The 26,391-nt window shown below is 39.1% G+C and carries 26 protein-coding genes; 11 read left to right on the top strand and 15 right to left on the bottom strand.

Annotated elements, in window-relative coordinates:
- Positions 1 to 109: 109 nt before the first annotated feature.
- The 3 genes from abc-f to QCD85_RS18995 all read right to left on the bottom strand — a co-directional run bounded on the left by abc-f (position 110) and on the right by QCD85_RS18995 (position 3,773).
- Positions 110 to 1,747, bottom strand: a complete 1,638-nt coding sequence (gene abc-f, locus QCD85_RS19005; RefSeq protein WP_301263571.1) for a ribosomal protection-like ABC-F family protein — start codon at positions 1,745 to 1,747, stop codon at positions 110 to 112.
- A gap of 265 nt (positions 1,748 to 2,012) precedes the next feature.
- Positions 2,013 to 2,177 (bottom strand): hypothetical protein, encoded by a 165-nt coding sequence (locus QCD85_RS19000; RefSeq protein WP_273613888.1) that lies wholly within the window; start codon positions 2,175 to 2,177, stop codon positions 2,013 to 2,015.
- A gap of 141 nt (positions 2,178 to 2,318) precedes the next feature.
- Positions 2,319 to 3,773 (bottom strand): cohesin domain-containing protein, encoded by a 1,455-nt coding sequence (locus QCD85_RS18995; RefSeq protein WP_301263570.1) that lies wholly within the window; start codon positions 3,771 to 3,773, stop codon positions 2,319 to 2,321.
- Positions 3,774 to 4,079: 306 nt separating this feature from the next.
- Between QCD85_RS18995 and QCD85_RS18990 the strand changes: the two genes are divergently transcribed.
- On the top strand, positions 4,080 to 4,529 hold the full coding sequence (locus QCD85_RS18990) for a pyridoxamine 5'-phosphate oxidase family protein (RefSeq protein ID WP_301263569.1): 450 nt from the start codon (positions 4,080 to 4,082) through the stop codon (positions 4,527 to 4,529).
- Between the two features lie 55 nt (positions 4,530 to 4,584).
- On the opposite strand, the gene QCD85_RS18985 is transcribed toward QCD85_RS18990, so the two are convergent.
- Complete coding sequence (locus tag QCD85_RS18985) at positions 4,585 to 5,247, bottom strand: hypothetical protein (RefSeq protein ID WP_301263568.1); 663 nt, start codon at positions 5,245 to 5,247, stop codon at positions 4,585 to 4,587.
- Between the two features lie 177 nt (positions 5,248 to 5,424).
- Between QCD85_RS18985 and QCD85_RS18980 the strand changes: the two genes are divergently transcribed.
- Entirely contained in the window at positions 5,425 to 6,993 is a 1,569-nt protein-coding gene (locus QCD85_RS18980) for an FAD-dependent oxidoreductase (RefSeq protein ID WP_301263567.1), read from the top strand.
- A gap of 182 nt (positions 6,994 to 7,175) precedes the next feature.
- Here QCD85_RS18980 and QCD85_RS18975 read toward each other — a convergent pair whose 3' ends face one another.
- Positions 7,176 to 7,463 (bottom strand): YrhK family protein, encoded by a 288-nt coding sequence (locus QCD85_RS18975; RefSeq protein WP_301263566.1) that lies wholly within the window; start codon positions 7,461 to 7,463, stop codon positions 7,176 to 7,178.
- 320 nt (positions 7,464 to 7,783) lie between these two features.
- On the opposite strand from QCD85_RS18975, the gene QCD85_RS18970 reads away from it, so the two are divergent.
- The gene (locus tag QCD85_RS18970; RefSeq protein ID WP_273613893.1) at positions 7,784 to 9,076 is read left to right on the top strand and encodes a homocysteine synthase; all 1,293 of its coding nucleotides are present in this window, start codon (positions 7,784 to 7,786) and stop codon (positions 9,074 to 9,076) included.
- Here QCD85_RS18970 and QCD85_RS18965 read toward each other — a convergent pair.
- Complete coding sequence (locus tag QCD85_RS18965; protein ID WP_301263565.1) at positions 9,057 to 9,605, bottom strand: dihydrofolate reductase family protein; 549 nt, start codon at positions 9,603 to 9,605, stop codon at positions 9,057 to 9,059. The genes QCD85_RS18970 and QCD85_RS18965 overlap by 20 nt on opposite strands.
- A 115-nt stretch (positions 9,606 to 9,720) precedes the next feature.
- Entirely contained in the window at positions 9,721 to 10,182 is a 462-nt protein-coding gene (locus QCD85_RS18960) for a hypothetical protein (RefSeq protein WP_273613895.1), read from the bottom strand.
- Between the two features lie 184 nt (positions 10,183 to 10,366).
- On the opposite strand from QCD85_RS18960, the gene QCD85_RS18955 reads away from it, so the two are divergent.
- Positions 10,367 to 11,086, top strand: coding sequence for a 3-ketoacyl-ACP reductase (locus QCD85_RS18955; RefSeq protein ID WP_273613896.1), 720 nt, complete (start codon positions 10,367 to 10,369; stop codon positions 11,084 to 11,086).
- A 141-nt stretch (positions 11,087 to 11,227) separates the two neighbouring features.
- Positions 11,228 to 11,812 carry a TIGR00730 family Rossman fold protein gene (locus QCD85_RS18950; protein ID WP_274171659.1) on the top strand — a complete coding sequence of 195 codons (585 nt, stop codon included), beginning with the start codon at positions 11,228 to 11,230 and terminating at the stop codon, positions 11,810 to 11,812.
- Between the two features lie 90 nt (positions 11,813 to 11,902).
- Here QCD85_RS18950 and QCD85_RS18945 read toward each other — a convergent pair whose 3' ends face one another.
- Both QCD85_RS18945 and QCD85_RS18940 read right to left on the bottom strand, forming a co-directional pair.
- Entirely contained in the window at positions 11,903 to 13,441 is a 1,539-nt protein-coding gene (locus QCD85_RS18945) for a PucR family transcriptional regulator (RefSeq protein ID WP_301263564.1), read from the bottom strand.
- A gap of 268 nt (positions 13,442 to 13,709) precedes the next feature.
- Positions 13,710 to 14,657 carry an aminopeptidase gene (locus QCD85_RS18940; RefSeq protein WP_301263563.1) on the bottom strand — a complete coding sequence of 316 codons (948 nt, stop codon included), beginning with the start codon at positions 14,655 to 14,657 and terminating at the stop codon, positions 13,710 to 13,712.
- Positions 14,658 to 14,827: 170 nt separating this feature from the next.
- On the opposite strand from QCD85_RS18940, the gene QCD85_RS18935 reads away from it, so the two are divergent.
- The 3 genes from QCD85_RS18935 (at position 14,828) to QCD85_RS18925 (ending at position 17,262) form a co-directional block, all read left to right on the top strand.
- A complete protein-coding gene (locus QCD85_RS18935; RefSeq protein WP_301263562.1) occupies positions 14,828 to 15,376 on the top strand; it encodes a cysteine hydrolase family protein in 549 nt (182 codons plus the stop codon).
- A gap of 244 nt (positions 15,377 to 15,620) precedes the next feature.
- On the top strand, positions 15,621 to 16,484 hold the full coding sequence (locus tag QCD85_RS18930; protein WP_301263561.1) for a basic amino acid ABC transporter substrate-binding protein: 864 nt from the start codon (positions 15,621 to 15,623) through the stop codon (positions 16,482 to 16,484).
- A 124-nt stretch (positions 16,485 to 16,608) separates the two neighbouring features.
- Positions 16,609 to 17,262, top strand: coding sequence for an amino acid ABC transporter permease (locus tag QCD85_RS18925; RefSeq protein ID WP_301263560.1), 654 nt, complete (start codon positions 16,609 to 16,611; stop codon positions 17,260 to 17,262).
- A 1-nt stretch (position 17,263) separates the two neighbouring features.
- Here QCD85_RS18925 and QCD85_RS18920 read toward each other — a convergent pair whose 3' ends face one another.
- From QCD85_RS18920 to QCD85_RS18895, 6 genes are all read right to left on the bottom strand, one after another.
- Positions 17,264 to 17,458, bottom strand: coding sequence for a Mas-related G-protein coupled receptor member D (locus tag QCD85_RS18920; protein WP_301263559.1), 195 nt, complete (start codon positions 17,456 to 17,458; stop codon positions 17,264 to 17,266).
- Between the two features lie 195 nt (positions 17,459 to 17,653).
- On the bottom strand, positions 17,654 to 18,988 hold the full coding sequence (locus QCD85_RS18915; protein WP_301263558.1) for a HAMP domain-containing sensor histidine kinase: 1,335 nt from the start codon (positions 18,986 to 18,988) through the stop codon (positions 17,654 to 17,656).
- Complete coding sequence (locus tag QCD85_RS18910) at positions 18,985 to 19,656, bottom strand: response regulator transcription factor (RefSeq protein ID WP_301263557.1); 672 nt, start codon at positions 19,654 to 19,656, stop codon at positions 18,985 to 18,987. The genes QCD85_RS18915 and QCD85_RS18910 overlap by 4 nt, the downstream gene beginning before the upstream one ends.
- A gap of 126 nt (positions 19,657 to 19,782) precedes the next feature.
- Entirely contained in the window at positions 19,783 to 21,123 is a 1,341-nt protein-coding gene (locus QCD85_RS18905; protein ID WP_301263598.1) for a TrkH family potassium uptake protein, read from the bottom strand.
- Between the two features lie 27 nt (positions 21,124 to 21,150).
- Positions 21,151 to 22,281: a nitric oxide synthase oxygenase gene (locus tag QCD85_RS18900; protein ID WP_301263556.1), complete on the bottom strand. Its 1,131-nt coding sequence runs from the start codon at positions 22,279 to 22,281 to the stop codon at positions 21,151 to 21,153.
- A 452-nt stretch (positions 22,282 to 22,733) separates the two neighbouring features.
- Positions 22,734 to 23,216, bottom strand: a complete 483-nt coding sequence (locus QCD85_RS18895) for a Dps family protein (protein ID WP_069327677.1) — start codon at positions 23,214 to 23,216, stop codon at positions 22,734 to 22,736.
- A 356-nt stretch (positions 23,217 to 23,572) separates the two neighbouring features.
- On the opposite strand from QCD85_RS18895, the gene bacA reads away from it, so the two are divergent.
- The 3 genes from bacA (at position 23,573) to QCD85_RS18880 (ending at position 26,359) form a co-directional block, all read left to right on the top strand.
- Positions 23,573 to 24,409 carry an undecaprenyl-diphosphate phosphatase gene (gene bacA / locus QCD85_RS18890; RefSeq protein ID WP_273613910.1) on the top strand — a complete coding sequence of 279 codons (837 nt, stop codon included), beginning with the start codon at positions 23,573 to 23,575 and terminating at the stop codon, positions 24,407 to 24,409.
- A gap of 137 nt (positions 24,410 to 24,546) precedes the next feature.
- The gene (locus QCD85_RS18885) at positions 24,547 to 24,921 is read left to right on the top strand and encodes a hypothetical protein (RefSeq protein ID WP_301263555.1); all 375 of its coding nucleotides are present in this window, start codon (positions 24,547 to 24,549) and stop codon (positions 24,919 to 24,921) included.
- A 103-nt stretch (positions 24,922 to 25,024) separates the two neighbouring features.
- A complete protein-coding gene (locus QCD85_RS18880) occupies positions 25,025 to 26,359 on the top strand; it encodes a hemolysin family protein (protein WP_441005634.1) in 1,335 nt (444 codons plus the stop codon).
- Positions 26,360 to 26,391 lie beyond the last annotated feature (32 nt).

The following is a 26,391-nucleotide window of genomic DNA, read 5'->3' as shown; positions in this document are numbered from 1 at the left end:
TACTTTACCTGAAAATTCTAACATATATTCCACTATGGGACATGGTATAGGAGCGTAAATAAAAAAAGATGAGCTAAGCTCATCTTTTTTTATTTATAATATTATTTAATCAAACCTTCTCCTTCCACTCTCTCCAATCCTCATAATTCCCTATATTTACACTCAATTCTCCACCATTCAGACTCCAAATCTGATCTGCTATCCGATTAATAAAGTATCGATCATGCGATACAGTCAGTATCGTTCCTGGAAATTCTTCTAATGCTTCTTCCAGTGCTTCTCTGGCAGAAATGTCCAGATGATTGGTCGGTTCATCCAGAATCAGCAGATTCGGGCGTTCGTGCATGAGGATCGCTAGGCGGAGACGGCTCCATTCGCCACCGGATAGACCGGAGACTTTTTTGAATACGTCTGATCCGTAAAATAAGAACTTCGCTAACTGCCCTCTCGCTTCGCCTTCTTCCATCTTCGCCGCTAGCTTGAACCATTGTAGTACCGTTTCACCCAGATCAGGCGGAGCGGCTTCTTGTGCAAGATAGCCTACTTCGGTACGTGAACCTAGCGTGAGTGTACCACTGTCGATCGGTTCTTGTTGTAAGATCATGCGTAGTAAGGTCGTTTTTCCTGCTCCATTGCCACCAATAATCGCTGCATTTTCTCCATAACGTAATAGCGCTGAAGCTTGATCTAGCAGTACTTTATCTCCATAACGCTTATTCACTTGATCCAGAACCAATACACGATCTCCCGAACGATCTTTTTGCTTCAAATCCAGCTCCATCTGTGCGCGATCCATAATCGGACGCTTGACTTTTTCCATCCGATCTAATGCTTTCTGCATCGAAGCAGCTTTGCGGTGGAATGATGGGTTAGGCGGATTGGAGCGATTACCCCACTCGATTAGACGTTTGATTGATTCTTTGATCCGCTTAATCTCTTTTTGCTGATCTTTGTAATCTTCGAATTGTCTGACCAGACGACGCTGTTTCTCTTCGCGATACGCCGAATAGCTCATCGGGTAAGTGGTGGCTTCTCCGTCCTCTAGTTCTACAATTTGATGAACGACTTTATCCAAAAAGTAACGGTCATGCGAAATCACAATGACTGTCGCTGGCGATTGACTGATAAATTGCTCCAACCAGACCACTGCATCCATATCTAGATGGTTGGTCGGTTCATCTAATAGTAAGATATCTGGATCGGTCAGCAACAATCTTGCAAGACCGACCTTGGTCTTTTCTCCACCGGATAGTCCTTCGAACAAGCGATCATAATGTTCGGCAGGAATCCCTAGTCCATTTGCTATCCGATCGATTGTAGCAGACATTTCATAACCACCACCACGCTCGAATGTATCCAGTGCTTCCCCATACTGCTGAAGGACACGTTGCATCTGCTTTTCATCCAGATGTTCGTCTGCCATCTGTATACTCAGCTGCTCCATTCGTTCCTGTAATTGGGTCAAATGGGCAAAGCTTTCTTGCAACACTTCCAAAATCGTAATATGTGGATCATATACAGGCATCTGTTGTAGATAGCCGACTCTGGAACCTTTTTGAATATGGACTTCGCCTTGAAACGGTTTGTCTTGACCGGATAAAATACGGAACAATGTGGTTTTGCCGGCTCCATTCATTCCGATCAGCCCGACTTTGGCTCCACTATGAATTTCAAAAGTAACTTCGGTTAATACATGCTCGGCACCATAATATTGTTGAACCTGCTGACAGGCGATCATAATAGACATATTGTTCATTCTCCTCTGAGTGTATAAAGTAGAGGGAAATGCGCTTCTGCCTTGCGATCTCATCTGTGTGCGTAGTATAAAAAAGCACAAAAAAGCCGCAGGGAAATGTCCCTGCGACTTCTCTGTTTTTGCTTGCATCAGAGCAGACGCTTTATATGCCAGCAGGTATAGAGTGTTACATGTGGCTTGCTAAGAAGTACGAATTGATTGATCGGAATAGCTTTCCGTTGCACCGATTCATCGTAGCTTCGTTTCTTGTACAAGCTTACACTCTGTATCCGTCTGGAGATAAAGGCAGGAGCGGCATTTCGCCATAATAAAGATATTCATTTTTGGACAGACTTCTCCCGTTGTCGCCAAATGAATGAACAATACTACAGCTACCAAGCGGTCTGCGCTCAAGCGTAATTGATAATGGGAAATACAACATCCTGCCTCACCTCCTTCTCCATTTCAAGTCATTGAATCTTCCTGCTTCTATCCCGTAGATTACAGGTTCAACAGACTCGGGTATAATTAATATATTTTTAACATAAATAGGTAGTCGATAGCAAGATATTTTTTAAGTACCTTATTTGTTTGGTGTATACTCAGTATTTTTAATGATTTGATTTACGATATATATAAGATCATCATCATTAATCTGACTATCTTCTGTTTGGTCGGCATCATGAATATCTCGATTTGTTTCAGTTGAAGCCATACCAAAGTAATAAGCATCTAATGAAAGATCTAACAATGTATATTGTCCAGATCTATCTACGTCCAAAAAACGAGGTTTTTCAATCAACACTGTATCTTCAAGCACATTTTGTACTTCAAGATCGAATTCTTTATCTGTATCAGCAATACGAGCTTTTAAAGCATCTACTTTTGCAGAACCAGCAGCAATGGCTTTGAATTTTAATTTCACAATAACTGTGTCGTTTTTGATAGCAAATTCTTTACCTTTACTTGCAATAATAAAACGCAAATTGCCTATAGCATCTTTGTTTTCGTTATATACTTTATAACCAGTGACTTCATCATAACCAACATATTCAACTAATTTTGGATCATAATTAATAGTAAAATCTTCAGCATAAATATTTTGTACATTTTTCAAAGCAATATCAGCTGTAAACGTATCTCCTATTGTAACCTTCTCTGGTGCTATAACTACATCAAGCACTGGGATACGTGGTGCTTCAAACATCACACTAACTGTATTAGAAGCTACACTTACTCCTGATTCACTAACTGCTTTTACATTATAATAATAAGTATTACCGGCTGTAACAGAAGCATCAGAATAAGTTAATTCTTTAATGTTTTTAGCTACTTCTTCAAATGGACCATCTTGGTAAACAGAACGAGATACAGTATAGCTAGTGGCTGTATCTGAATTGTCCCATGATAATAATGCGCTGTTATCTTTAGCAACTGCTGTAACATTTGTTGGTGCTAAAGGAGCATTTGATATATTATCTGTAATACGTACATAATTTAATAATACAGATGAATTGTTTACAATGTTTTCAATATTAAAAGATTGGCTTTTTGGAAGTTCATTTACTGTTCCACTTTGCAGTACAATTCCATCTTTATATAAAGTATACGTTTTGTCTGCTTTATATGCTAATCTCCAAATATGTTTATTTGTTGTTGTAGTAGCTATTTTCTTCCACGTTGTACCATCTTTAATAAAAACACCTTTAGCAATCCAATTTGTAACATCATCTCTGATATGGGCAATTTTGAGGATACCAAGATCTAGCTGAGCAGCATAATCTCCTGCTATATAGTATTCTGTGCTAATATCGTAATCTCTAGTGTTATCATAATTCCATGCAGTTTTCCATGTAGAAGTAGAAGTTGAACCACTGGGTGCACTGTCTTTCCATTCACCTGATACAATACTACCTTTATCAAATGGATTGCTATTCATTTCGTTAATCAACACATCTTTTGCAGATGCTGTTTGGAGCGAAAGAATAGTACTAATTAATAACATACTCATCAAACCTAAAACTACTTTAATTTTCATACTAAATAAAACCCCTTTTTTATATTTGAGCCATGAATAAAATCATGGGAACTCACTTGCAAATAAAGATCAACAATTCCATATATATCTTTTTTAAGAATAGACTAATTTATAAGGATGTTACTGGGACTTTTATGTATATTTATACTATCGGCACATTATATATAAATTATTAATGCTTGCTTGCTAACTTTATATTAAAAATTACAATTTTAAATATTTTTTTAACATACATACTTAAAAGAAGAATACTTTAATAAATATACAATTATGTATAATATCGAGGAAGAAAGGATATGATTAATAATGAGCAATACTATATTATCAGAACTATTCAATGGACAGCACTTACAGTCCAAACAGCAATTAGCAATGCCCCTTCTTACTGTTAATGAAGATGGTTATCCGCATCAGGCAATGGTTAGTGTAGGAGAAGTGATCGCTACAGATCACAAGCATCTCCGCTTAGCTCTCTGGGAAGGCACAACAACAACTGGCAATATTATACGCACAGGTCAAGCATTATTAACGTTAGTCTGGCAAGGTGTATCGTATGCTTTGCGCTTATCGCTTACACCTTTGCCAGCGTTACCTGAAGCTACATATGCTAGAGCACGATTTGTAGCTACAATCGAACATATTCGTGAAGATACTGCCAAATACGCTGCCCTTACTTCCGGGATCACTATTGAGCTTCATCAAGCAGAGGACGTATTAGAACGCTGGCAACAGACATTACAGGAATTACTCCAATAATTGCGATGATTATACTGATCCTAATTGCATGCAAATGCAGGTTACGATGTATAATTTATGATTTGGTATTCATCACGATGTCCATCAAGTCTTTATTATTAAATGCATCGTAGCTCACTTTCCATGTATCTGCGGACGGTTGTAATTGTAATTCGCCTTCAACAGGAATACTTGGTTCTCCATTCGCAAAAGCGATCTTCATCGTATACGAAAGTTGCAGAACTCCTTGTTTCGTTTGGGGTTCTTTTTTGTGTATTTCTAGATCTTGAGGGCTTAATGTACTTTGCTTTGTAACAGCTAACTGCATAGGTAGAGTGAGCAGTCTTGAAGTAGTCTGAGATTGTAATTGTGTTTCTGTAAGATAAGGCTCGTTTTTCTTCATTGCTAGTTCGATCATTTCTTCTGGTGAAGTATTCTGCTTGTATTCCTCGCCTACGGTATATTGATCTTTTTTGTACTTAGAAGCGAATTGGATCCCTTGCTCTACTTGCTCTTCTGCGAATGTAGATGTATCTGCTGTTGTGGAACTTGTTGAGGTGCTGTTTGTATTATTATTGCTAGTATTGTCGGTGGTCTGTGTAGTGGTAGTTACAGGTTGTTCACTGGTTGCTGGTGCAGCAGAATTACTTTGTTGGCACCCTGTCATCATAGCTAATAATAAAGCGATACTTCCTAGTACAACTACGCGTGATGGTCTACTTTTCATTACTTTGGTCATATGTATCTCTCCTTTATAGTTGATGAAGTGTTCTATTTTACCATGAAATTCCTGCTATACATAATATCACCTGTAACCAGACGCTTAGCGTCATCCATACGGTGGTAATAATGGAAATGGAAAACTATTGATTACAAATTACTGAGTTCTGACTACAGAATCGGACGGAGGACAACGATGCAAGAACCATCTCATGAAGAAACAACTCCAAATCTATCACCTCAAAATCTACCTGAATACCCATCTTCCTTATGGCGAGCTACTGTGGACTTGCCTACTTTTCCTGCTTTACAAGGAGAATTAGACACAGAGATCGTGGTCGTGGGAGCAGGCATCACAGGTATTACAGCCGCTTATTTACTGGCGCAAGAAGGCAAAAAAGTAGTGTTAGTAGAAAGTGGGAAAGTGCTAGACGGAACAACAGGCTATACAACAGCAAAAGTGAGTTCACAGCATGGCATGATCTATGATGAACTCATCAGCAATTTTAGCGAAGAAGAAGCTATTCTTTATTATGAAGGTGCACAAGAAGCGCTCCATTACATGCGCCGTCTGGTGGAAGAACATAATATCGATTGCGATTGGCAACAAGAGACTTCTTATATCTATGTAGAGTCAGATGATTCCACATTCAAAAAGTTAGAAAAAGAAATGGATGCTTATCGCAAGCTGGGTATTCCTGGTGAATGGGTCGATTCATTACCGATTCCGCTCACTGTTAAAGGTGCTATTGCTTTACCGGATCAAGCGCGTTTCCATCCGCTTCAATATCTTGTATTCTTGTTACAACAATTTCTATTGCTTGGCGGTACTGTCTATGAAGATACGATCATTGAAGAAGTCGAATCAGGAGATCGTCCCCGTCTGTTGATACAAGATCAGTCATACGGGATTACCTGTGACAAAGTGGTATCTGCTTCTCATTATCCAGTCACCGATCAGAATGGTTTTTACTTTGCTCGTCTGCATGCAGAACGTTCCTATACATTAGCTGTTCGTGCCGAGACGACTTTTGCAGGTGGAATGTATCTAAGTGTGGATGAACCGAAGCATTCTCTACGTTCGGCTACAATCGATGGACAAGAGATGCTGATCGTTGGTGGAAACGGTCATAAAACAGGGCAAGAAGATGAAACGATTACGCATTATGAAGGTCTGGAGAAATTTGTAGGGATGTTGCTCGGGATCAAAGAAATTCCGTATCGCTGGTCTGCTCAAGATCTATTTTCGCTCGATAATATCCCTTGTATTGGTTATATCACTGAAGATGAGCCTAATATTCTGGTAGGTACAGCCTTTGCCAAATGGGGCATGACTTCAGGTACACTTGCTGCTCATATGATGACTGATATGATTATGGGTCGAGATAACCGATACGCAGAACTATTTAACCCTTCTCGCAAACAACCGCTTTTGACAAAAATTAAAACAGCAGTTGTGCAAAATGCGAATGTCGCTAAAGAAATGATTACCGGTAAGTTAGACTTTAACCGTCGCAAAGCCGATGATCTGGACAATGATGAAGGTGGAGTGATCTGGCATCATGGCAAGCGTACAGGTGCTTATCGTGATCCAGAGGGTGCACTGCATATGGTGGATACAACTTGCACCCATATGGGCTGTGAAGTTGGTTGGAATGAAGCTGAACGTTCATGGGATTGCCCTTGTCATGGCGCACGCTTTGCTTATGATGGCGAAGTGATCGAAGGCCCGGCAACCAAAGCTTTGAAAAAAGTAAATCGGTAATCTATATTTACTTAGGTAATAATATACGATTAGTGTTATGAAATAGACAAAAAACCTCAACCTTTATCGGTGAGGTTTTTTTGGTGTATTTTGGTATAGTCCTCAGCTTGAAGTCTGGCTAAGTCGCAGGAACAAACATAGCATATGCTATTGATTGGTCAGGCTGACATATTACGTATCTATTATTTAGAAGTCGAAAAATAATCTTTTTCTTCTTCGATCCATTCCATATGAACACGTTGAATAATCGAGATAATCGCTCGAAGTAACGTATTGGCGTTACCGATAATAAACATGATTGTTCCTGTTTTCGTTTCGCTAGTAAAAAAGAAATAACTCCCTTTCAAAAAGCAAAGTGTTGTAAAAATATCGTTCAATAGTCGAAATAATTCATACCGATTATTGGTAAAAATACGTCGATGTGTTAGATCAACAACAAGACTGGTCTCATCTGGTTTACGTATACGCATACGACGTGATTTTCATGGTAGATTTTTCTTTCTGGCTGTATCACGTTTTCGCATTAAATCACCCTCCTTTTTTGGTATTACCCTCCATAAAGCAGCGTAAACTTCCAAAATAGAAAATGGATGTGATCAAAAAGCGACATCTATAAGATCATACTAATTATACGATATATAAAATTCATACTATTTTTATAGGAATTATAAAATTAACATTGAATATTCCATAAGATCATGCGAAAATAGGTAAAATTGAGAATGAATAACACCTCTGATTCGACAGCCTCTATTCACCTATTCTATTTGATTAAAGGAGATTTGAGCTTATGTCTGAACATCAACCTTTTTCATTCGAAACGTTAGCTATTCATGCAGGACAAGAAATCGATCCCACTACTTTTTCAAGAGCAGTACCGTTATACCAGACGTCTTCGTATGGATTCCGCGATAGTGAACATGCGGCTGATCTGTTTGCTTTGAAAGAATTCGGCAATATTTATACTCGCCTGATGAACCCTACCACCGATGTATTTGAACAACGAATTGCTGCCTTAGAAGGTGGGGCAGGTGCACTGGCTACCGCATCAGGACAAGCAGCGATTACCTTTTCTATTCTTAATATTGCAAGCGCTGGCGATCATATTGTATCTGCCGCTAGCATATATGGAGGTACATATAATTTATTTGCTAATACATTACCGAAGCTTGGTATTCAAGTGACCTTTGTCGATTCAGACGATCCTGAGACGTTCCGCGCAGCGATTACAGATCAGACGAAAGCGCTCTATGCTGAGACCGTAGGTAATCCGCTTGGAAATGTACTGGATATTGAAGCTGTAGCGGCTATTGCACATGAACATGGGATTCCACTGATTGTCGATAATACGTTCCCAAGCCCTTATTTACTGCGTCCGATCGAACATGGAGCAGATATTGTCGTTCATTCAGCGACCAAGTTTATTGGAGGTCATGGTACTTCTATTGGTGGTGTGATTGTAGATAGTGGAAAGTTCGATTGGACAGCGCATGGTAAATTCCCGGGATTAACAGAGCCTGATCCTAGTTACCATGGATTGGTGTACACAGAAGCGGTAGGGGCGATTGCTTATATTATCAAAGCACGCGTACAGCTCATGCGTGATCTAGGCGCTCCTATTGCTCCATTTAACTCGTGGCTTTTGTTACAAGGATTAGAGACGCTCCATTTACGAATGGAACGTCATAGTGAAAATGCTACTAAAGTGGCTGCTTTTCTAGAACAACATCCACAGGTAGAATGGGTCAGTTATCCAGGTCTAGCCAGTCATCCTTCTTATCATTTGGCACAGAAATATTTACCCAAAGGGCAAGGCGCGATTCTAACATTCGGGATTCGTGGCGGAGCAGAAGCAGGACAGAAATTAATTGAGCAAGTCAAATTATTTTCGCATCTGGCTAATGTCGGGGATTCCAAGTCACTTATTATTCATCCAGCCAGTACGACGCACCAGCAGTTAACCGAAGAACAACAATTGGCTGCTGGTGTACGTCCAGAATTGATTCGTTTATCGGTAGGAACTGAACATATTAACGATATTATTAGTGATCTGGAGCAAGCGATTACAGCAAGTCAGGCTTAACGTAATGCAGTGTGGCTAATTGTCCATAGGAACGAGTTTCTTTAAGTACCCATGATGAGGTCGGGTATCCTGCTGGGAACAGTGGGATGCCTGAGCCTAACATCACAGGCGCAACTGTAATGATCATTTCATCGATCCAATCTTGTTGCAAAAACTCGTGTACAAGCTGACCGCCACCCATTAACCAGATATGCTTACCTGATTGTGTTAATTGCTGCGGTACCCATGAAGATAGTTCTTCCTCAACATAAGTGACATACTCATCTGCTGGATGAGAAGAACGAGAAAATACATAACATTGCTTATCTGGATATGGAAAAGGCATATCAAACCCTTGAACAACTTCATATGTCTGTCTACCCATAAAAATTGTATCGATCTGCTCTATAAAATTGCTATACCCATTATCGCCTTCGCCTTCTATCTGTTCTAACCACTCTACACTTCCTTGCTGATCTGCTATGTACCCATCTAAAGACATGGCGATAAACAAAATAATACGACGCTTGGATTGATCTTTGGACTTCATAAATGCACCTCCTAATTTGTATTGATTGTAACAAAAAAAGATAAACAAGTACACATGTTCGTGTCACTAATTTATCTTTTTACTATTGCGTATTGGTAGTTCTTTGAGCATAAGTTCATGCGATATTTCCTGTCTGATGAGCGGTTAACGCATCATAATAAGCTTCAAGCGAACGGTCTAGAATCGTCTGGAAAATAAAAGGTTCTACTTCTGGTAATAAATCACGTGCATATTCCCAGGCATTTTCTTCGATCCGTAGAGAAATACGGGCAGATTGCAAAGAATCTGAACACCGCTCCAGTTCATCCGCAAGCATCTCTAACATAGGATCATGCGCATGACCTAATTCGTGAGCAAATATAATTTGAAAATACTGTTCAATATACTGTAATGATCCAAATAATTCAGTGCACTGCTCTTCGATCTCATGAATATATAAAGTAATCGTACGGCTGTTCATTCCGAACTTGCCACCTACCGAACGATCTCCTGGAAAATGTTCTTGGGTCAGAACATGTACATTACTATGCGCGCGCTGTAACAACTTTTCGATCACAAGCTCATGGTATAGATTCAAAAGGCATCCCTTCACTTTCTAGGAATTAAATTCCACAATATATCAGTATATAGGAGTTGTCGGAATTTGTAACTGATTTTATTACATTTTCTCAAAAGTAATCTGTTTCATTTTGCCCGTATGGCTGTAGAAGAGTATAATAAGTACGCAATCTATCATACGATTACTTGGGAGGATTTCATCTATGGATATTCATCATAAAACAGCTATTATCACAGGAGCAGGTAAAGGAATCGGTAAAGCGATTGCTGAAGCTCTTGCAAAAGAAGGCGTGCAATTAGGATTACTAGCACGTACAGCTTCGGATTTAGAAAAGGTAAAAGCAGAACTCACTTCGACTTACGATATTCAAGTATTTACAGCAACCGCAGATATCGGTAACTCGGAAGAAGCACGCCAAGCTGTAGCTTCTCTTGCGGCTTCTTTGGGACGTGTAGATATTCTGATTAATAATGCAGGTATCGGTAGCTTTGGCAAAATGGTTGATATGGACCCGGCAGAATGGGAAAACATTCTACGCGTCAATCTAATGGGTACATATTATGTCACTCATGAATTGTTGCCTGCTATGATCGAACAACAAAGCGGAGATATTATCAATATCGCTTCAACTGCGGGTGAGCGTGGATTCGCTACAGGTTCAGCTTATTGCGCTTCTAAATTTGCTGTACTTGGTATGACAGAATCGTTGATGCAAGAAGTACGCAAATTCAATATTCGTGTAACTGCTTTAACACCAAGTACAGTAAACACACCACTTGCTGTCAATGCAGGTCTACCGATCGGTGACGAAGATCGAATGATGCAACCGGAAGACTTAGCTGAATTGGTTGTAGCTGCTCTTAAATTACCTTCTCGTGTATTGCTGAAAAGTGCAGGTCTGTGGACGAATAATCCGCAATAACTTGCATTTTACTAGGTAGAATTGAATAAGATATCTTTTGTAAAATAAAGCCTTGGATATATTCAAGGCTTTTTCTTATATTGCGCTGATAAAGGGTATATATAATAGACAGAGGTATACCTTGCATAAGGAGTGAAGAGTATGAGATCAATATGTGTATTTGCAGGTTCAGGTACAGGATACAATAGTGATTATTTGCAGTACGCATCATTGTTGGGTCAACGTATTGCTGAACATCAGATTCATTTAATTTATGGAGGTTCCCGATTGGGATTGATGGGCGCTATCGCAGATGCCGCTTTACAAGCCGGAGGCAAAGTCACTGGAATTATGCCTGCTGGCTTGCTACATAGCGAAAGAGGGCATCAAGGATTAAGCGAATTGATTCGAGTCGATAGTATGCATGAACGCAAAGCAATGATGCAAGAAATGGCAGATGCTTTTATCGCTTTACCTGGCGGGCTCGGTACACTGGAAGAATTGTTTGAAGTATTGTGCTGGTCACAGATTGGGATTCATCATAAGCCGTTAGGATTGTACAATGTGAATCAGTATTATGAACCACTATTACAGTTGATTCAACATACAGTACATGAAGGATTTTCAGGCACTTCTTCGTTAAGCCGTCTAGTCTATTCTGACGATGCTGATACATTGTTAGAACAAGTAAGTCATGATATGCCAATCACGTCTGATCTACGCTGGGATCCTTCCGCCTGGACATAACTAGCCTAAGAGTACATTATTATAGCCGTCAAAAAAGGGAGACGATAATCTGTCTTTTTTGACGGCTATTGGTTGTGTCTCTATATTGTACTACTCTGAATGTTCTAGCAGATAATAGTATATTAAGCACATCTGATATACAAACTGTTCATGAGGATCATTGAGATCGAATCCGGTAATATCGCGAATACGTTCTAACCGATATTTGACGGAGTTGCGATGAATAGATAATTGACGGGCCGTTTCGATTAAGCTACTTCTACTTTCAAGATAGAAAAAAAGAGTACGTAATAAATCAGTCGTATGTTCTTCATCGTACTGTTTGAGCTTACCGAGCTTACGGTCGAACAATAGACCAAATCCTTTTTCATCCATTGTGCCACGTAGTAAATGATACACTTCGATATCTTTATAAGCAGTCAACGCTGTCTCTCCACTTAATCGACGTGAAATTGTCAGTGCATTACGTGCTTCACTAAATCCTTCATGAATATCCCACAACGCTTTGGGACGACCAATCCCCGAGCGATAACCTGCTAATTTGCCTTCCTGATCATTTAACCAGGATAAGACAATCGTTGCCCATGGAATCGAAGACTGTCCTGCATCAATAGCTGGAGTAGCTTTTACTTGAGGGGTAGGTAAAAACAAAATGGCTCGATTGCTACGAAATTCAATATGAGGACGAATATTATATTTTGCTGCTTCTTGATATAGTAACCTTGTCATCCATTCTTCATCCGGGGCTACACTGCCTTCAATAACAGCCACTTCCCATAAATGCAAAGGGTTCATACCTAATTGCTGTCCACGTTGTTCTACTTCATGACGGGGTGGTGCAGGCGGAGTCATCAATTCATCTATAAAATTGCCACGTAATCGATTTTCAGTGTCTTCGATAATTTTATTACGCATCAATTCAAGAGCTAATACCAATCGTGCTTGTTCGATACCTACTTCTTCCATCGCATTCCATTGTTCTTTATCGATTAATAAATAAGCTACACTTCGCTGATCGATATTGATATTGCGACGCACAGGATAACGCGCCTGACGAAAATCCCAACCGATTGGAGAGGAGACAATCAACGTTTCGCTATGATCAATAATAGCTACAGGTGCTTTTAACAAACCTGCTACATGATCACTTACCGCTTGAATACCGATATTTTCAAGAACCATTGCTGTTAATGTGCGATAAGTTTCATCTGATCGTTGTCGTAACTTTTCCTGTCGATATAATGTCTGTTCTATAGCGGCATAAGTGATATCCATATATGAAATATGTTCGGGTAACGAGATGATTGGTAATTCATATAAGTCACTTTGTAATATTGCTTCTGTGAGAATAGGATGTATCTTCTGTGCAGATCTGATCATCAATCCTACAGCTTCACTTGTATGCAGTTGCTCTATCATATGGATCAGCACTTCAGGCTGTTGTTGAATAGGATACGCATCGATAAAGATCAATGTTCCTTTGGGATAATCTTTTATAGTATAAGGCTGTTCGAGCATATCGATTTGCTTTACGAATCGCTCCAGACCTTTGGCTCCACTCATCACTTGTGCCTCTTGCAATAAAGGCATATTTAGCAACTCTTTTATAGTTAGTTCTACTGATCTCATTTTGCTCACCGCCGTATTTATCATGGTTGCTATGCTGTGCATTTTCAATATAGGGGCTATATTGTACTTTCTATTATAAGATATTATCTCACATAAAAAAGCGCACCCTTGTCTAACTTAGATCAGGATCACGCTTTTGAGCAATATGATGGTATGTTATCATTTATCCTTTGATGCTGAGAGTCACATTCATAATTGGCTTGTACAGCAATAAAAAAGAGCCATATTTCTTTGTATAGATCAAAGAAATATGACTCTTGAAGATAAGTTATGCTAACAATTCACCAGCACGCATAATCAGTACATCATCTAGATATACATCTGGCTTTTGAACAACAGCATCAATATGTACTCCTGCGGCAACTGTTCCACCAAATGTATTATTACTACCGAAAGCTACATGGATAGTGCCATATACTTTTTCATCTTCTAATACGATTCCTGTAATACGTGCTTTGTCGTTAGTACCAATTCCGAACTCTCCTAATAGGCGTCCATCTCCATCCCCTAGCATGAGCAACAATTCAGCGCCTGTATCCCCTTCTGCCGCTACCAGACGGCCTTCACTAATATTAAGCAACAATGGAGAATCTAAAGCACCTATTCCAGCGATAGAACCATCAATTACGATCTGCCCTTGAGCTGTTCCTTCCATTGGAGCAATATAAGCTTCACCAGAAGGTAAATTACCTGATTCTCCAGGATTGAGATACAGTCCAGTGCTCGGTACACCTTCACGTTCTTCTATCGAAAAGGATAGGCTATATCCTTCTTTTTCTATCCGTACGGTTGATGCTTTTGTAAGTAAAGCAGTCACATGTTCTGTTAATTCTTTGACTTTGGAATATTCTGCTGTAATCGCACCATGGGTAAACATATCTTCTGTAATACCAGGCATAGTTGCTACACGTGTACCTGCCGCAGCCGCTTGTTTGCGTGCAGCTGTATGAGTTAACGAATAGCGTGTCACACAGATCGCTACAGAAGCATTCATCATCGCTGTAGCGATAGAGGCTGGTGGTTCTTCTCCTGATTTGCTACGCTCTTGCATCACCATTAACATCGATTCTGCGCCTAATCGCTTGCCTGCTTCATATAGAGATTCAGCAAGATATTTACGACTATCGTCTGCTACAACGACCAGTGATTCGCCTGCTTTTAGTCCAAGACAATCGATCAATACATTTTTGCTAATTTCAATACGTTCTTCACTCATCCCTATATCCACCCTTTGATTACTAGATTATAAATAAGATCATTCACTTGCTGTATGTATTATATTGTTCCACAACTCTGTATAAAATACCAATCATATGTGTACGAGATCCATACTTTTCAAGGTATACTATAGATGCAAATAATACATAACCGAGCGGAGGAATCTGAATGAAGCAAGCGTTACTTATTATTGATATGCAAGAAATCTTTTTCGATCTGCCTGAAAATGCGCTTTATCAGCGTGATCAATTAACCGAAGATGTTAACCAACTGATCGCTCAAGCTCGCGCTGTTAATTGCCCGGTGATCTTTATTCAACACACCAGTTATACTCCCGGTGAAGAGTTATATGTCGATAAACCTGAGTGGGAAATACATCATAAGATCAATCGTCAGGCAGAAGATCCAGTGTTCAGCAAAACCAAATGGGATGCTTTTTACAAGACAGATCTATTGGCATGGTTACAAGATAATCAGATAGAACAGATTATTTTTGCCGGTGCACAGACTGAATTTTGTATCGATACTTCATTACGTGCGGCATACAGTCTAGGCTATCAATCCAATATTGTTATCCAAAACGGGACAAGTACACTGGATAGTCAGGTACTACGTGCAGATCAGATTATTGCTCACCATGAGAACGTCTGGAATGGGCGTTTTGCTACTGTGCAATCAGTAGAAGAATTATTATTTCAGCCGATAATAAGTAGCTAATTAGCAGATATATGAGTTTGTCGTTTATCCTTTTCATTTACCGATAACAAAGTACTACACTATATGATAGTGATGTAATCTATTCTTTATTTTTAGGAAATATTTGTATTTTCTAAAAAGTAAAGAGTAGATTTTTTTATTCTTATGTAACTTTATCTAACAAATAATGATTTATTTATTGAGCTATTTTGTTATTATTGGTAATATACTTATCATATAAAGTAAATTAATAGGGGGTTATGATTTGAAAAAGACTCATTTTTTACCGTTTATCGCATTGATTATGGTTATTATGTTATCTGCTTGTGGTACACCACCTGCGAAAGATCCTGTACCTGCGGCTTCAACCGATGCAGGCACAGCCTCAACTACTACAGGTGATGAGACGATCAAAGTCGCTACAGATGCTTCATATGCTCCTATGGAATTTATGGATTTGGATAAAGTCTCAGGATTTGATATTGATTTTCTAGCGGCTGTTATGGCAGAAGCTGGCTTGAAATACGAGGTTACTAATATTGGATGGGACACGTTACTAGAAAGTGTTAAACAAGGTACCGAGTACAAAGCAGGGATCTCTGCTGTCTCGATCACCGATGAGCGTAAAGAAACTTATTCGTTCTCTATCCCTTATTTTGAATCCACTAATATGATTATGGTTAAAGAAGGAAGCCCGATCAAAAGTGCAACTGACCTGAAAGACAAAACGGTCGCTGTGCAAAACGGAACAACTGCGGATATTTTGATGTCCAAAATTATGGGACAAAACAGTACTAATCTTAAAAAATTCGATAGTAATACGTTAGCTCTGCTCGAACTGGATAATGGTGGTGCAGATGCAGTAGTCGCAGATATTGCCGTAGTACGCGAATATATCAAAAACAATCCGAATAACAAATTAGTCGGCATCACCGATAATACGAATTTCAATTCAGAATACTATGGGTTGATCTATCCTAAAGACAGCGATCTTAAAGCCAAAATCGATCCTGCTATTCAAACTGTGATCGACAATGGAAAATATGCTGAAATCTATCAAAAATGGTTCGGTACAGCGCCTGATCTCACTAATTTAAAAGCCGAAATCACCAAAGCAGGCACATCTTAATTCTGCTGCGTCTAGCCATATTCGCTTAGTCCATGTATCACTCTACAAAGAAAGTATGCGTTATACAGCAATCACGCATACTTTCTTTGGTCTAAAAACCTTTTTGAATAGGAAGGGACTCTTCATGACAGACTTTAGATTCGATATTATTGCTTACTATCTCCCGATCTTATTAAAAGGCACTTTATTAACGATTGGTATTTCATTTGCAGGGATTATTTTCGGTTCAATGCTTGGGCTGATTATGGGATTTGGACGTATGTCCTCCAAAGCGTACTTTCATTTACCGACAGCGTGTTATATCAACTTTTTCCGTGGAACGCCGTTGCTCGTGCAAGTACTTATGGTGCATTTTGGATTGATTCCATTGCTGTTAGACCGAAGCGATCCGATTCTAGCCGCTATCGTAGCATTGACCCTTAATTCAGCCGCGTACACTGCCGAGATTTTTCGTGCGGGTATTCAATCGGTAGAAAAAGGGCAAACAGAAGCGGCGTTATCTTTAGGGATGACACGCCGCCAGACGATGCGTTATATTATTTTGCCTCAAGCAATCAAGCGAATGATTCCTGCATTTGGTAATGAATTTATTGTATTGATTAAAGACTCTTCCTTAGTCGCTATTATTGCGGTTCCTGAACTCATGTACTATGCCAACAGCATGCGTGGACAATATATGCGTGTATGGGAACCATATATCACCGCGTCAATTATCTACTTTATTCTTACCTATTCGTTAAGTAAATTATTGAATTGGTTCGAAAAAAGAATCAATTAGTCTACACTGAATGACTAATCAGTATATAAGCTGCGAATAAAACAATATAAGATGCAAAAGAAACGGCCATCATTTTTATAGGTTTACGAGTTAAATCGAGTACTCCTTTTATACCGGTATTCAAAAATATACTGATTAATATGCCTAAAGTTGTTGCTAATGCCAACATCGCCATACAGAACAAAATTGCTTCCATGTTTAGTCCTCCCTATCTATTTTGTATTCATATCTTAATAATTTCATCTTAATAGGTAGAGTTTAAAAAACAGCTTCTTTTGGTTTAAATTTGGTTTAAATTTGGTTTAAATATTTCAAAGCTATTCAAATCAAAAAGTCGTAAAATCATTAAGATTTTACGACTTTTGTTATATGTATCATATTTTATATTCATTTATTTAGTAATCATAATGACTGTTCCTTGTTCGTTACTGTTCATCGTATACCATAAATTCATTTGCTTACACATCATCTCAATAATAGAAAGCCCTATTCCTGCACCTTTATGATCTGACATACTATCCAATCCAGGACCATGATCTTGGATTCTAATTCCAGTATGCAGACTTTGTTGATACGTTTCTACTGAAATGTATTTTCCTACAGAAGCATGACGCAAAGTATTTTGAAAAATATTATCTAAAATTCGTTTAAACCACAATTCATCAATTTCCCAATGGAGCTGATGTTGAAGATCAATATGAATCTCAAAATGTTCTTTTTCAAATAGAGGATACCACGATGTAAGAGATGAACGAATAACTTTGACAACATCTGTCGACTGTATATGGATTGGTAATTTGCCTGCAGCCAGTAAAGAAAATGAAGATAAGTTGTCGATTAATTCGCCCATATGCGTGATTTTTTCGTTAATGATCTGGACAGAATGGCTTCCCTTTTCGCTTAATAGTTCATGATCTAATATAAACGCATGACTACGAATGACGGTTAATGGAGTTCTCAGGTCATGAGACAAATCAGCAACTAATTTTTTGCGAAGTTCTGTTTCTTCTTGTTCTTTATATTTACTTTGCTTAAGCTTATTTACCATCTGATTAAAAGAATGTTCTACTTGCCCTATTTCATCTTCATGACGAACGTTCATAATATTAGGAATACCATCTTGATCCACTTTCTGCATATGATCTTGCAGACGAACCAATCGTTTTTGAATTTTGGAAAAGAAGATCCAAGAATTAAAAAGAAAAAGTAAACAGATAAATAGAAAGCCAAGAAACCAAAATGGAGCATACTTTTTGCGCATAATCTCCCATTGAGATCCTACGATAGAATAAGGCGTTTCGAGAAAGCCATATCCTTGATGCTGACTTCCTTTGATATATCCACTAATGATAAGATTTTGTTGGCTCGCTTTTTGAGTCCACTCTGTAACTTCAGTCACATTAAGTGGCGACTTAGGAAGTGTTGTTGCTTTGGCAGACATATATAATACTTCACCATTATCACTAATCCAGATAATATTGGAATGTTTATATTGCTGATTATTTTGAAAATCTGTTAAAATCTCAGCATCTGATTGTCCACTCCAGCGATTCGCATCTTGTCGCCATACCGTTTCTAACTTTTCTTTTTCATAATAAATATGATTCTGCTGATCGATAATATACGTTAACGTAACATAATAAACAAAATTAACAACGATAAAAGCTAAAGGAAAAAACAACACAGACACAATAATATTAATGACATATTTAGTCGATAACTTCATTGCTTGATCCTATAACCTATTCCACGAATCGTTTCCAAAATAACAGGTTTATTTGGATTTTCCTCTATTTTTTGACGCAAATATCTGATATGTACCATCAATGTTTTATCCCCTTCCATATAATGTTGATTCCAGATATTTTCGTAGATCTGTTCTTTAGTCAAAATTTGATTAGGATGATTTAATAAAAGGATAAAGATTTTAAATTGCTTATCTGTTAAAAAGATTTCTTCTGCTGTATATCGATTAATAATTCTTTTTTCTTGCAAATGAATCTGTAAATGATGTAATACAAGTGCGTGCATAGGGTGTTTATTGAACCGCCTTAACAGCACTTCGATACGTGCTATTAATTCTTCGGGATGAAATGGTTTGGTTATATAGTCATCTGCAAACTCTAATCCTTTTAACTTATCTTCCATTGCTGTACGAGCCGTTAAAAGCAGAATCGGAATGTCTATATGCATTTCCTTGATTCGTTGCCCTACAGTAAACCCATCTAATCCTGGCATCATCACATCTAAGATTACGATATCTTTTGCTTCAATATGTTGCTCATACTGGTACGATGAAGTAAGCCATGTTACTCTATGCCCTTTTTGTTCTAATATGTCATAAACAAATTCGCCAATTTCGTGATCATCTTCAATATACAAAATATTGCTCATGACTGCTTTCACCACCTGCCCATAAATTGTAATTCAAGTCAAAAAAAGCTTATACCAAAAAAGTTTTAGTTGCAAATACATGCAAATTTCTTTTCGATATAAGCTTAATTATGATAGATCTATCTGTTAACCAATCAGTACCTTTTCTTCCGGGTAACTGAACTTGGCTTCTTTGTTTTTCTGTGCAAGGGCATAGGCTAGAGCCAGCGGGCCCAGACGGCCGATATACATCGTAATAATAATGATGATTTTGCCCGCAGGTGTGAGATGAGGGGTTAAGCCCATCGACGAACCTACTGTACCAAACGCAGAAACGGTTTCATAAAAAATGCTTAAAAATTGAGCGCCTGTTCCACTTTCCGTCAGTGTCAGTAAAATGGTCATCGTAAACACAATTCCAAGCGAGATCATAATAACAGCCAGTGCGCGAAATGCGGTATCAAAGCTAATTCTGCGATGGAACGCACGAATCTCACTACGACCACGTACCACACTGTATAGAGCCAGCATTAGAATCGCAAATGTATTCGTTTTGATCCCACCACCGGTTGAACCGCTGGCAGCTCCAATAAACATTAAAATAATAAAGACAAATTGTGTTGCCGCCATCAGACCACCGATATCGACAGTATTATAACCGGATGAACGGGGCATAACACCCTGAAATAGCGACGCCCATATTTTCTCAGTTATACTCAAATGTCCAAGTGTAGCTGGATTCCCCCACTCTACTACAAGGACAAATAATACACCGAACACTGTCGCTATCGCTGAAGTCATCAGTACCAATTTCGTATTTAACGAGAACCGACGCCATCTGCGCTTTTGCAATATATCGGTCACGACAATAAATCCAAGTCCACCGATGACAAATAGTGAAATAACGACCGTATTGACTACCGGATCACCAACATGACTGGACAAGCTATCTGGAGACAACGAGAATCCTGCATTATTAAAAGAAGATATGGCGTAAAAAGCACCTTGATACAGAGCAGGTGCCCAACCCATCGTTGGTCCCCAATGTAGCGTCAATGTGATCATTGCCACAAATTCCAATACAAAAGCGATCAGGAAAATATTAAGCGATAATTTCACTAATCCCTGTGTGGAAAAAGCATTGGTCGCTTGCTGAATCATTAAGCGATGCTTGAGTCCAATCTGTTTGCCCAGTAATACAGCAAACAGCACCCCGAATGTCATAAATCCCAATCCACCAATCTGGATCAGAACCATAATGACGAGTTCACCAAATAGTGAAAAGCTCGCTCCAGTATCAATAACTGCAAGTCCTGTCACACAGACAGCCGAAGTCGAAGTAAAAAAAGCATTCAGTAATCCTACACTGTGACCATTTGTGCCAGCTATCGGGAGACTCAGTAGTATCGTCCCGATCAATATCATCCCTGCAAATCCCAGTGGAATCAAGCGTGCCGGATGCACAAATCCTTTCATATGCCTTGCCATTTTATTCAAAATAATATTCCTTTCGTGTTAATGAAACGGACAGCCTCCTTGCGAAACAGAAGCTTTCGGTTCATATGCTTTATCCTGATAAAAGAAATTAGGGGTTACTACCCGATTATCATACGATTGATGAAAAATATGCGTAGTCGCAGGTGACATCGGCGGAATCAGCCATGTCCAGTTGCCTGTTACTGCTCGTCCTGCTTCCGCTTCCCGTTGTTCAAAACGCTGAAATTGTGAAGCTGCTGTATGATGATCTACTATACTCACACCTGCTTCTTTGAACGAATGCAATACGGCCAAATTCAGTTCAACTAATGCACGATCTTTCCATAATGTCGCTTTACTGCTGGTATCCAATCCCATGATTTTTGCCATTTGTGGTAACAAGTTATATCGATGTTCATCTGCAAAGTTACGTGCACCGATCTCTGTACCCATATACCAGCCGTTAAAAGGTGCTGCTGTGTAATGAATACCGCCAATCGTTAAGCGCATTTCAGATACGATGGGAACAGCGTACCACTTTAATTCCAATTCTGTAAATCCCGGAAAATCTGGATGGATCATCGGCACTTCCATTACATCTGCTTGCGGAATCTCAAACCAACGTGGAGTCCCATTGTGTTCACTAATCACTAAAGGAAGAACATCAAACGAAGTTCCTGCTCCTGTCCAACCTAACTTTTCACAAAATTGCGTAAAATCAAGTGAAGCGGGATCACCAATAATCCCTTGCTCTGTCTGATAACCTGCATAACGAATCAATTGATGATTCCAAATTCTCATCTCCGATCCGTCGATCGCACGTGGTCTAAAAATAGTGATCGTTGGACGAACTTTACCTCCATTTGTAGCATATCGGATATGCTCAAGTAAAGAGTCTGCAATCTGCTCTGTCCCCTGAATATGGCGCTCATCGCGCACTTGTAGATTGTCCCAAAATAGTCGTCCAATACAGCGATTACTATTGCGCCACGCCATTTTAGCTCCATGTTCTAATTCTTCAAATGTATGTTCATAACTTCCATTGTTTTGAATATCATGCTCCACCTGTTGCAAGCGTGCTTCTAACTCATCTTCACTTTTTCCAAGTTCTTGATAACATTGACGCAAAAATAATGTTGCTTCCTGCATTAACGGATGTGTAACGGCCATATATTCCACCTCATTTTATCTTATCCATTAGAATCCACTTCTACCACAATATAAAAACAGGCGACGCTCTGGTGGGAGCCCGCCTGATTGGTCTGCTTATCGTTATTAGGATTGTCCATATTATACGTTACAAAACAGCGCTTCGGCAGTGTTATGATACAATTGTCACAGAACGTGCACATCCTTGCTGTATAAGGGCTGAGAGACTTTCCATATCGTTCCATAAATAGAGGGCACACTCTAAAATACGCATCAATATTGCATTTGGATGACTACATTATATAATCCATTTTATTGTTTCAAAGGAACGCTATGATCGACTTCCGTCTATACTCACCACTTTCTATCTTATCGACAACAAAAGCCCTCCAGATGATACTCTGAAGGGCTTTACTATGAATAACTCATATGAACAAGATCGCTTGGATAGTTATTAGCTAGAAAACTTAATCTTAGCGACCAAGATAAGCGTTCAACATCCATGCTGCTTTTTCAATCTCACCACGAATACCGATCAATAGATCAGCAGTTGGTTGGTCACTAACTTGCTCTGCAAGAACAATCGTTTCTGTTAACTCTGTAGATACGGTTGCAATATCTTCTACAAGTGAACTTACCATTTGATTTGCTTGCTCTGTACCTGTTGCTTCAAGCAATGTAGACAATTCCAATTGCTCACGAAGTGTAGCTACAGGTTGACCACCGATTGCGAGCAAACGCTCAGCAATATCATCCATATACACAGTAGCTTGATCGTACAATTCTTCGAATTTAGCATGTAGTGTAAAGAAGTTTTCACCTTTGACGTACCAGTGGAAATTGTGAAGTTTAGTATAAAGCAAAGACCAGTTCGCAATTTGAACATTCAAAGCGTTATATAATGCAGTTGTTTGTGTAGTCTCAGTTGTAGTAGAAGTGTTTTGTAGAGATGTCATAGATAATTCCTCTTTTCGTTTTGTATTTTTAAATTTAGACTTATTCTAATTCCTGAATTAATCATAACAGATAGACTACCATTTGGCTAGTGTTATCTGCAAAAAATATTTTTTCGTATCGACAAATTGTGAGTTAATATTTCACTTCTTCTTCCTATTACGTACCAAGCAAACGCTTACTTTATTCATAACCTTTACATCTCTAGTTCTTTTCGTTCAGTTTTCTTTATATTGTCTTGAGGAGCAGAAATAACATAGGCTATCTAGCAAATTGACGGAGTGCTGTCTTATCTCATACTATGGAGTAAGCGTAAATTACATTTATAACTATGCTCACATTAAAAGGAGGTCCATTCGTGGATATTATTTCAGCGATTATTATGGGTATTATTGAAGGCTTGACTGAGTTCTTGCCTGTATCCAGTACCGGGCATATGATTTTGACCAGTTATCTACTGGGACTCGATCAGAATGCAGAACAGGTCAAAACGTTTGAGATTGTGGTACAGCTAGGAGCCGTACTTGCTGTGGTTGTATTGTACTGGCGTAAGTTTATTGATATTTTGATGACGATTCCTGATCTATTTAACGGGCGGCTCAAAAGTAAAAATGGAATAGCTCCTCAACGTCGGTTGAACATTTTGCATATTATTTTGGCAATGTTACCGGCGGTTGTCGTTGGACTGGTGTTGCATGACTTCATTAAAGAACATCTTTTTGGGCCTATGACGGTAGTCTACAGCCTTGTTGTCGGTGGTTTGCTGATGATCTATGCAGAATGGCGTAAAGGTCGCTCAGCGGGTAATATGACGGTTGATGATATTACATACAAGCAGGCGTTTGGTGTAGGGTTGTTCCAGTGTCTTGCTCTATGGCCAGGATTCTCTCGTTCAGGTTCTACGATCTCTGGTGGACTGTTACTTGGAATATCCCATACAGCCGCTGCTGAATTTACATTCCTTGTGTCTGTACCTGTTATGTTTGGAGCGACAGGACTGGATCTTGTCAAAAGTGCTCAGTACCTAAGTATGGATGACTTTGGATTTTTTGCTGCTGGATTTATCGCTGCTTTCCTTGTAGCTCTTGTCGCGATCAAAACATTCTTAAATCTGCTTAAACGTCTTCCATTGTATGTATTTGCGTACTATCGTTTTGCACTTGCTATTATCTTCTTTATTTTGCTTACTCGCTAAACGAAAAACGTTGTCTGTCACAGAACCTTGTTCTGATTCAATATTCGATATTCAGAGTTAATATATTTGTAATAATATGAATATATATAACTATAAATAATGGCGGCTTGCCGTCTTATTCAAATGGGAGATGCTACTTGGATACTTTACCCGCGCGAAGGCGAATGATGAGTGCTGTACTGATGAGTCTAATCATGCTGTTGTTCTGTATGCCATTTCAATCAGCTGATGAAGAAGATTATGACTTTGCCGTCACAACTGGAATCTATCCAGGTAAAATGACATATGGATCATCACGATATGCTAATAATGTAGATGGCGGTTGTAGTGTGCGGACATTACCACCAGTGATGACACTGGCTGCTTACTTTGCGATTCTGATTCGGTATGTGAATAGATCGTTCAGTCCCACTCATCTTCTCTCTTTTATCCCTCTCTTGCTCAAGCGCTTGTTGCTTGAAGCGCTCAAGTACCGGTCCAATTATATGGATATGGCTTCCGTACGACCTTAATCGTGTATAACACATCTGGTTATCGCCAGTGTGCATCATTTCAATTAATGGATCGCGGATGCTGACCACTATAGGATCGGCACGCATGAAGGGAGAGAGTTTGTTGTCTGACAGTATTAATATAGGACTTAATTTAACGTTATTTGTCATTTTAATTATCTTTACTGCTTTTTTTGTTGTGGTGGAGTTTGCAATTGTGAAAGTACGGGGTAGTCGGATTGATCAGCTTATCGCTGAAGGAAATAAAAATGCTCGCTATGCCAAAGAAGTCATTTCAAATCTGGATGGTTATTTATCAACCTGCCAATTAGGGATTACGATTACTGCATTAGGACTGGGTATGTTAGGAGAACCGACGGTTGAATATATGTTATCTCCTTTGTTCGCTAATGTAGGCGTACCTGCATCATTAAGTCATATTTTGTCTTATGCGATTGCATTGATTTTGGTTACTTATTTCCACGTAGTTGTTGGTGAATTAACACCGAAGACAGTTGCTTTGCGTAAAGCAGAATTAGTGACTTTGTATACCGCTCGTCCGATTATCTGGTTTAACCGCATTATGTATCCTTTTATTTTTATTTTAAATGGATCGGCTACCTTCTTAACCCGCTTGATTGGTCTACAACCTGCAAGTGAACATGAAGAAGCTCACTCGGAAGAAGAATTGCATATTATTTTGAATGAAAGCTATGAAAGTGGCAAAATCAATCAAAGTGAATATGGTTATGTCAGTCGTATTTTTGCTTTTGATGAAATGTTAGCGAAAGAATTAATGGTGCCTCGTACCGATATGGTGTGCTTATTTACCGAAAAGTCTCCTGAAGAAAACCGGATGATTATTCGTAAAGAGCAATATACCCGCTTCCCTGTTGCAGAAGGAAGCAAAGATAATATTATCGGGATGATCAATACGAAGCAATTCTTTCTAGCTGCTGAAGAGACACCAGATTTGAATGTGGCTCCTTTGATCCATCCGGTTATGTCTTTATCTGAGACTACCCCTGTTAAGCATCTGCTCAAGCGCATGCAGCGTGAAGGCACTCATATTGCGATTCTGGTCGATGAATACGGTGGTACATCCGGGATGATCACGATCGAAGACATTTTGGAAGAAATCGTAGGCGAGATTCGTGATGAGTTCGATGCCGATGAAGAAGACGAAATTCAACAGATTGCTCCGAATCATCTTATTGTCGATGGTAAAGTATTTATCAATCGTGTAAACGATCTATTAGGTACCGATCTAGACGATGAAGAGTTGGATACGATCAGCGGTTGGTTATACGGTCAACGTCCTGATCTAGCGATTGGAGCTACGTATGAATTCGAGGATCTAACATTCAAAGTATTACGTCGTAGTGCGCGTCGTTATCGCAAGCTGGAGATTGTCAAAAAAGTAGTCGAAACCGATGAGAATGAAGATACAGAATCATAAGTGAGTTCGATCTAGATAGTGAAGATCAGATG

The sequence above is a fragment of the Paenibacillus sp. PsM32 genome, from assembly GCF_030433815.1.
In the GTDB taxonomy this organism is placed as follows: Bacteria; Bacillota; Bacilli; order Paenibacillales; family Paenibacillaceae; genus Saccharibacillus; species Saccharibacillus kyungheensis.
Note: the sequence above shows the minus strand (reverse complement) of the source record. Positions and strands in the feature narration are given on the sequence as shown.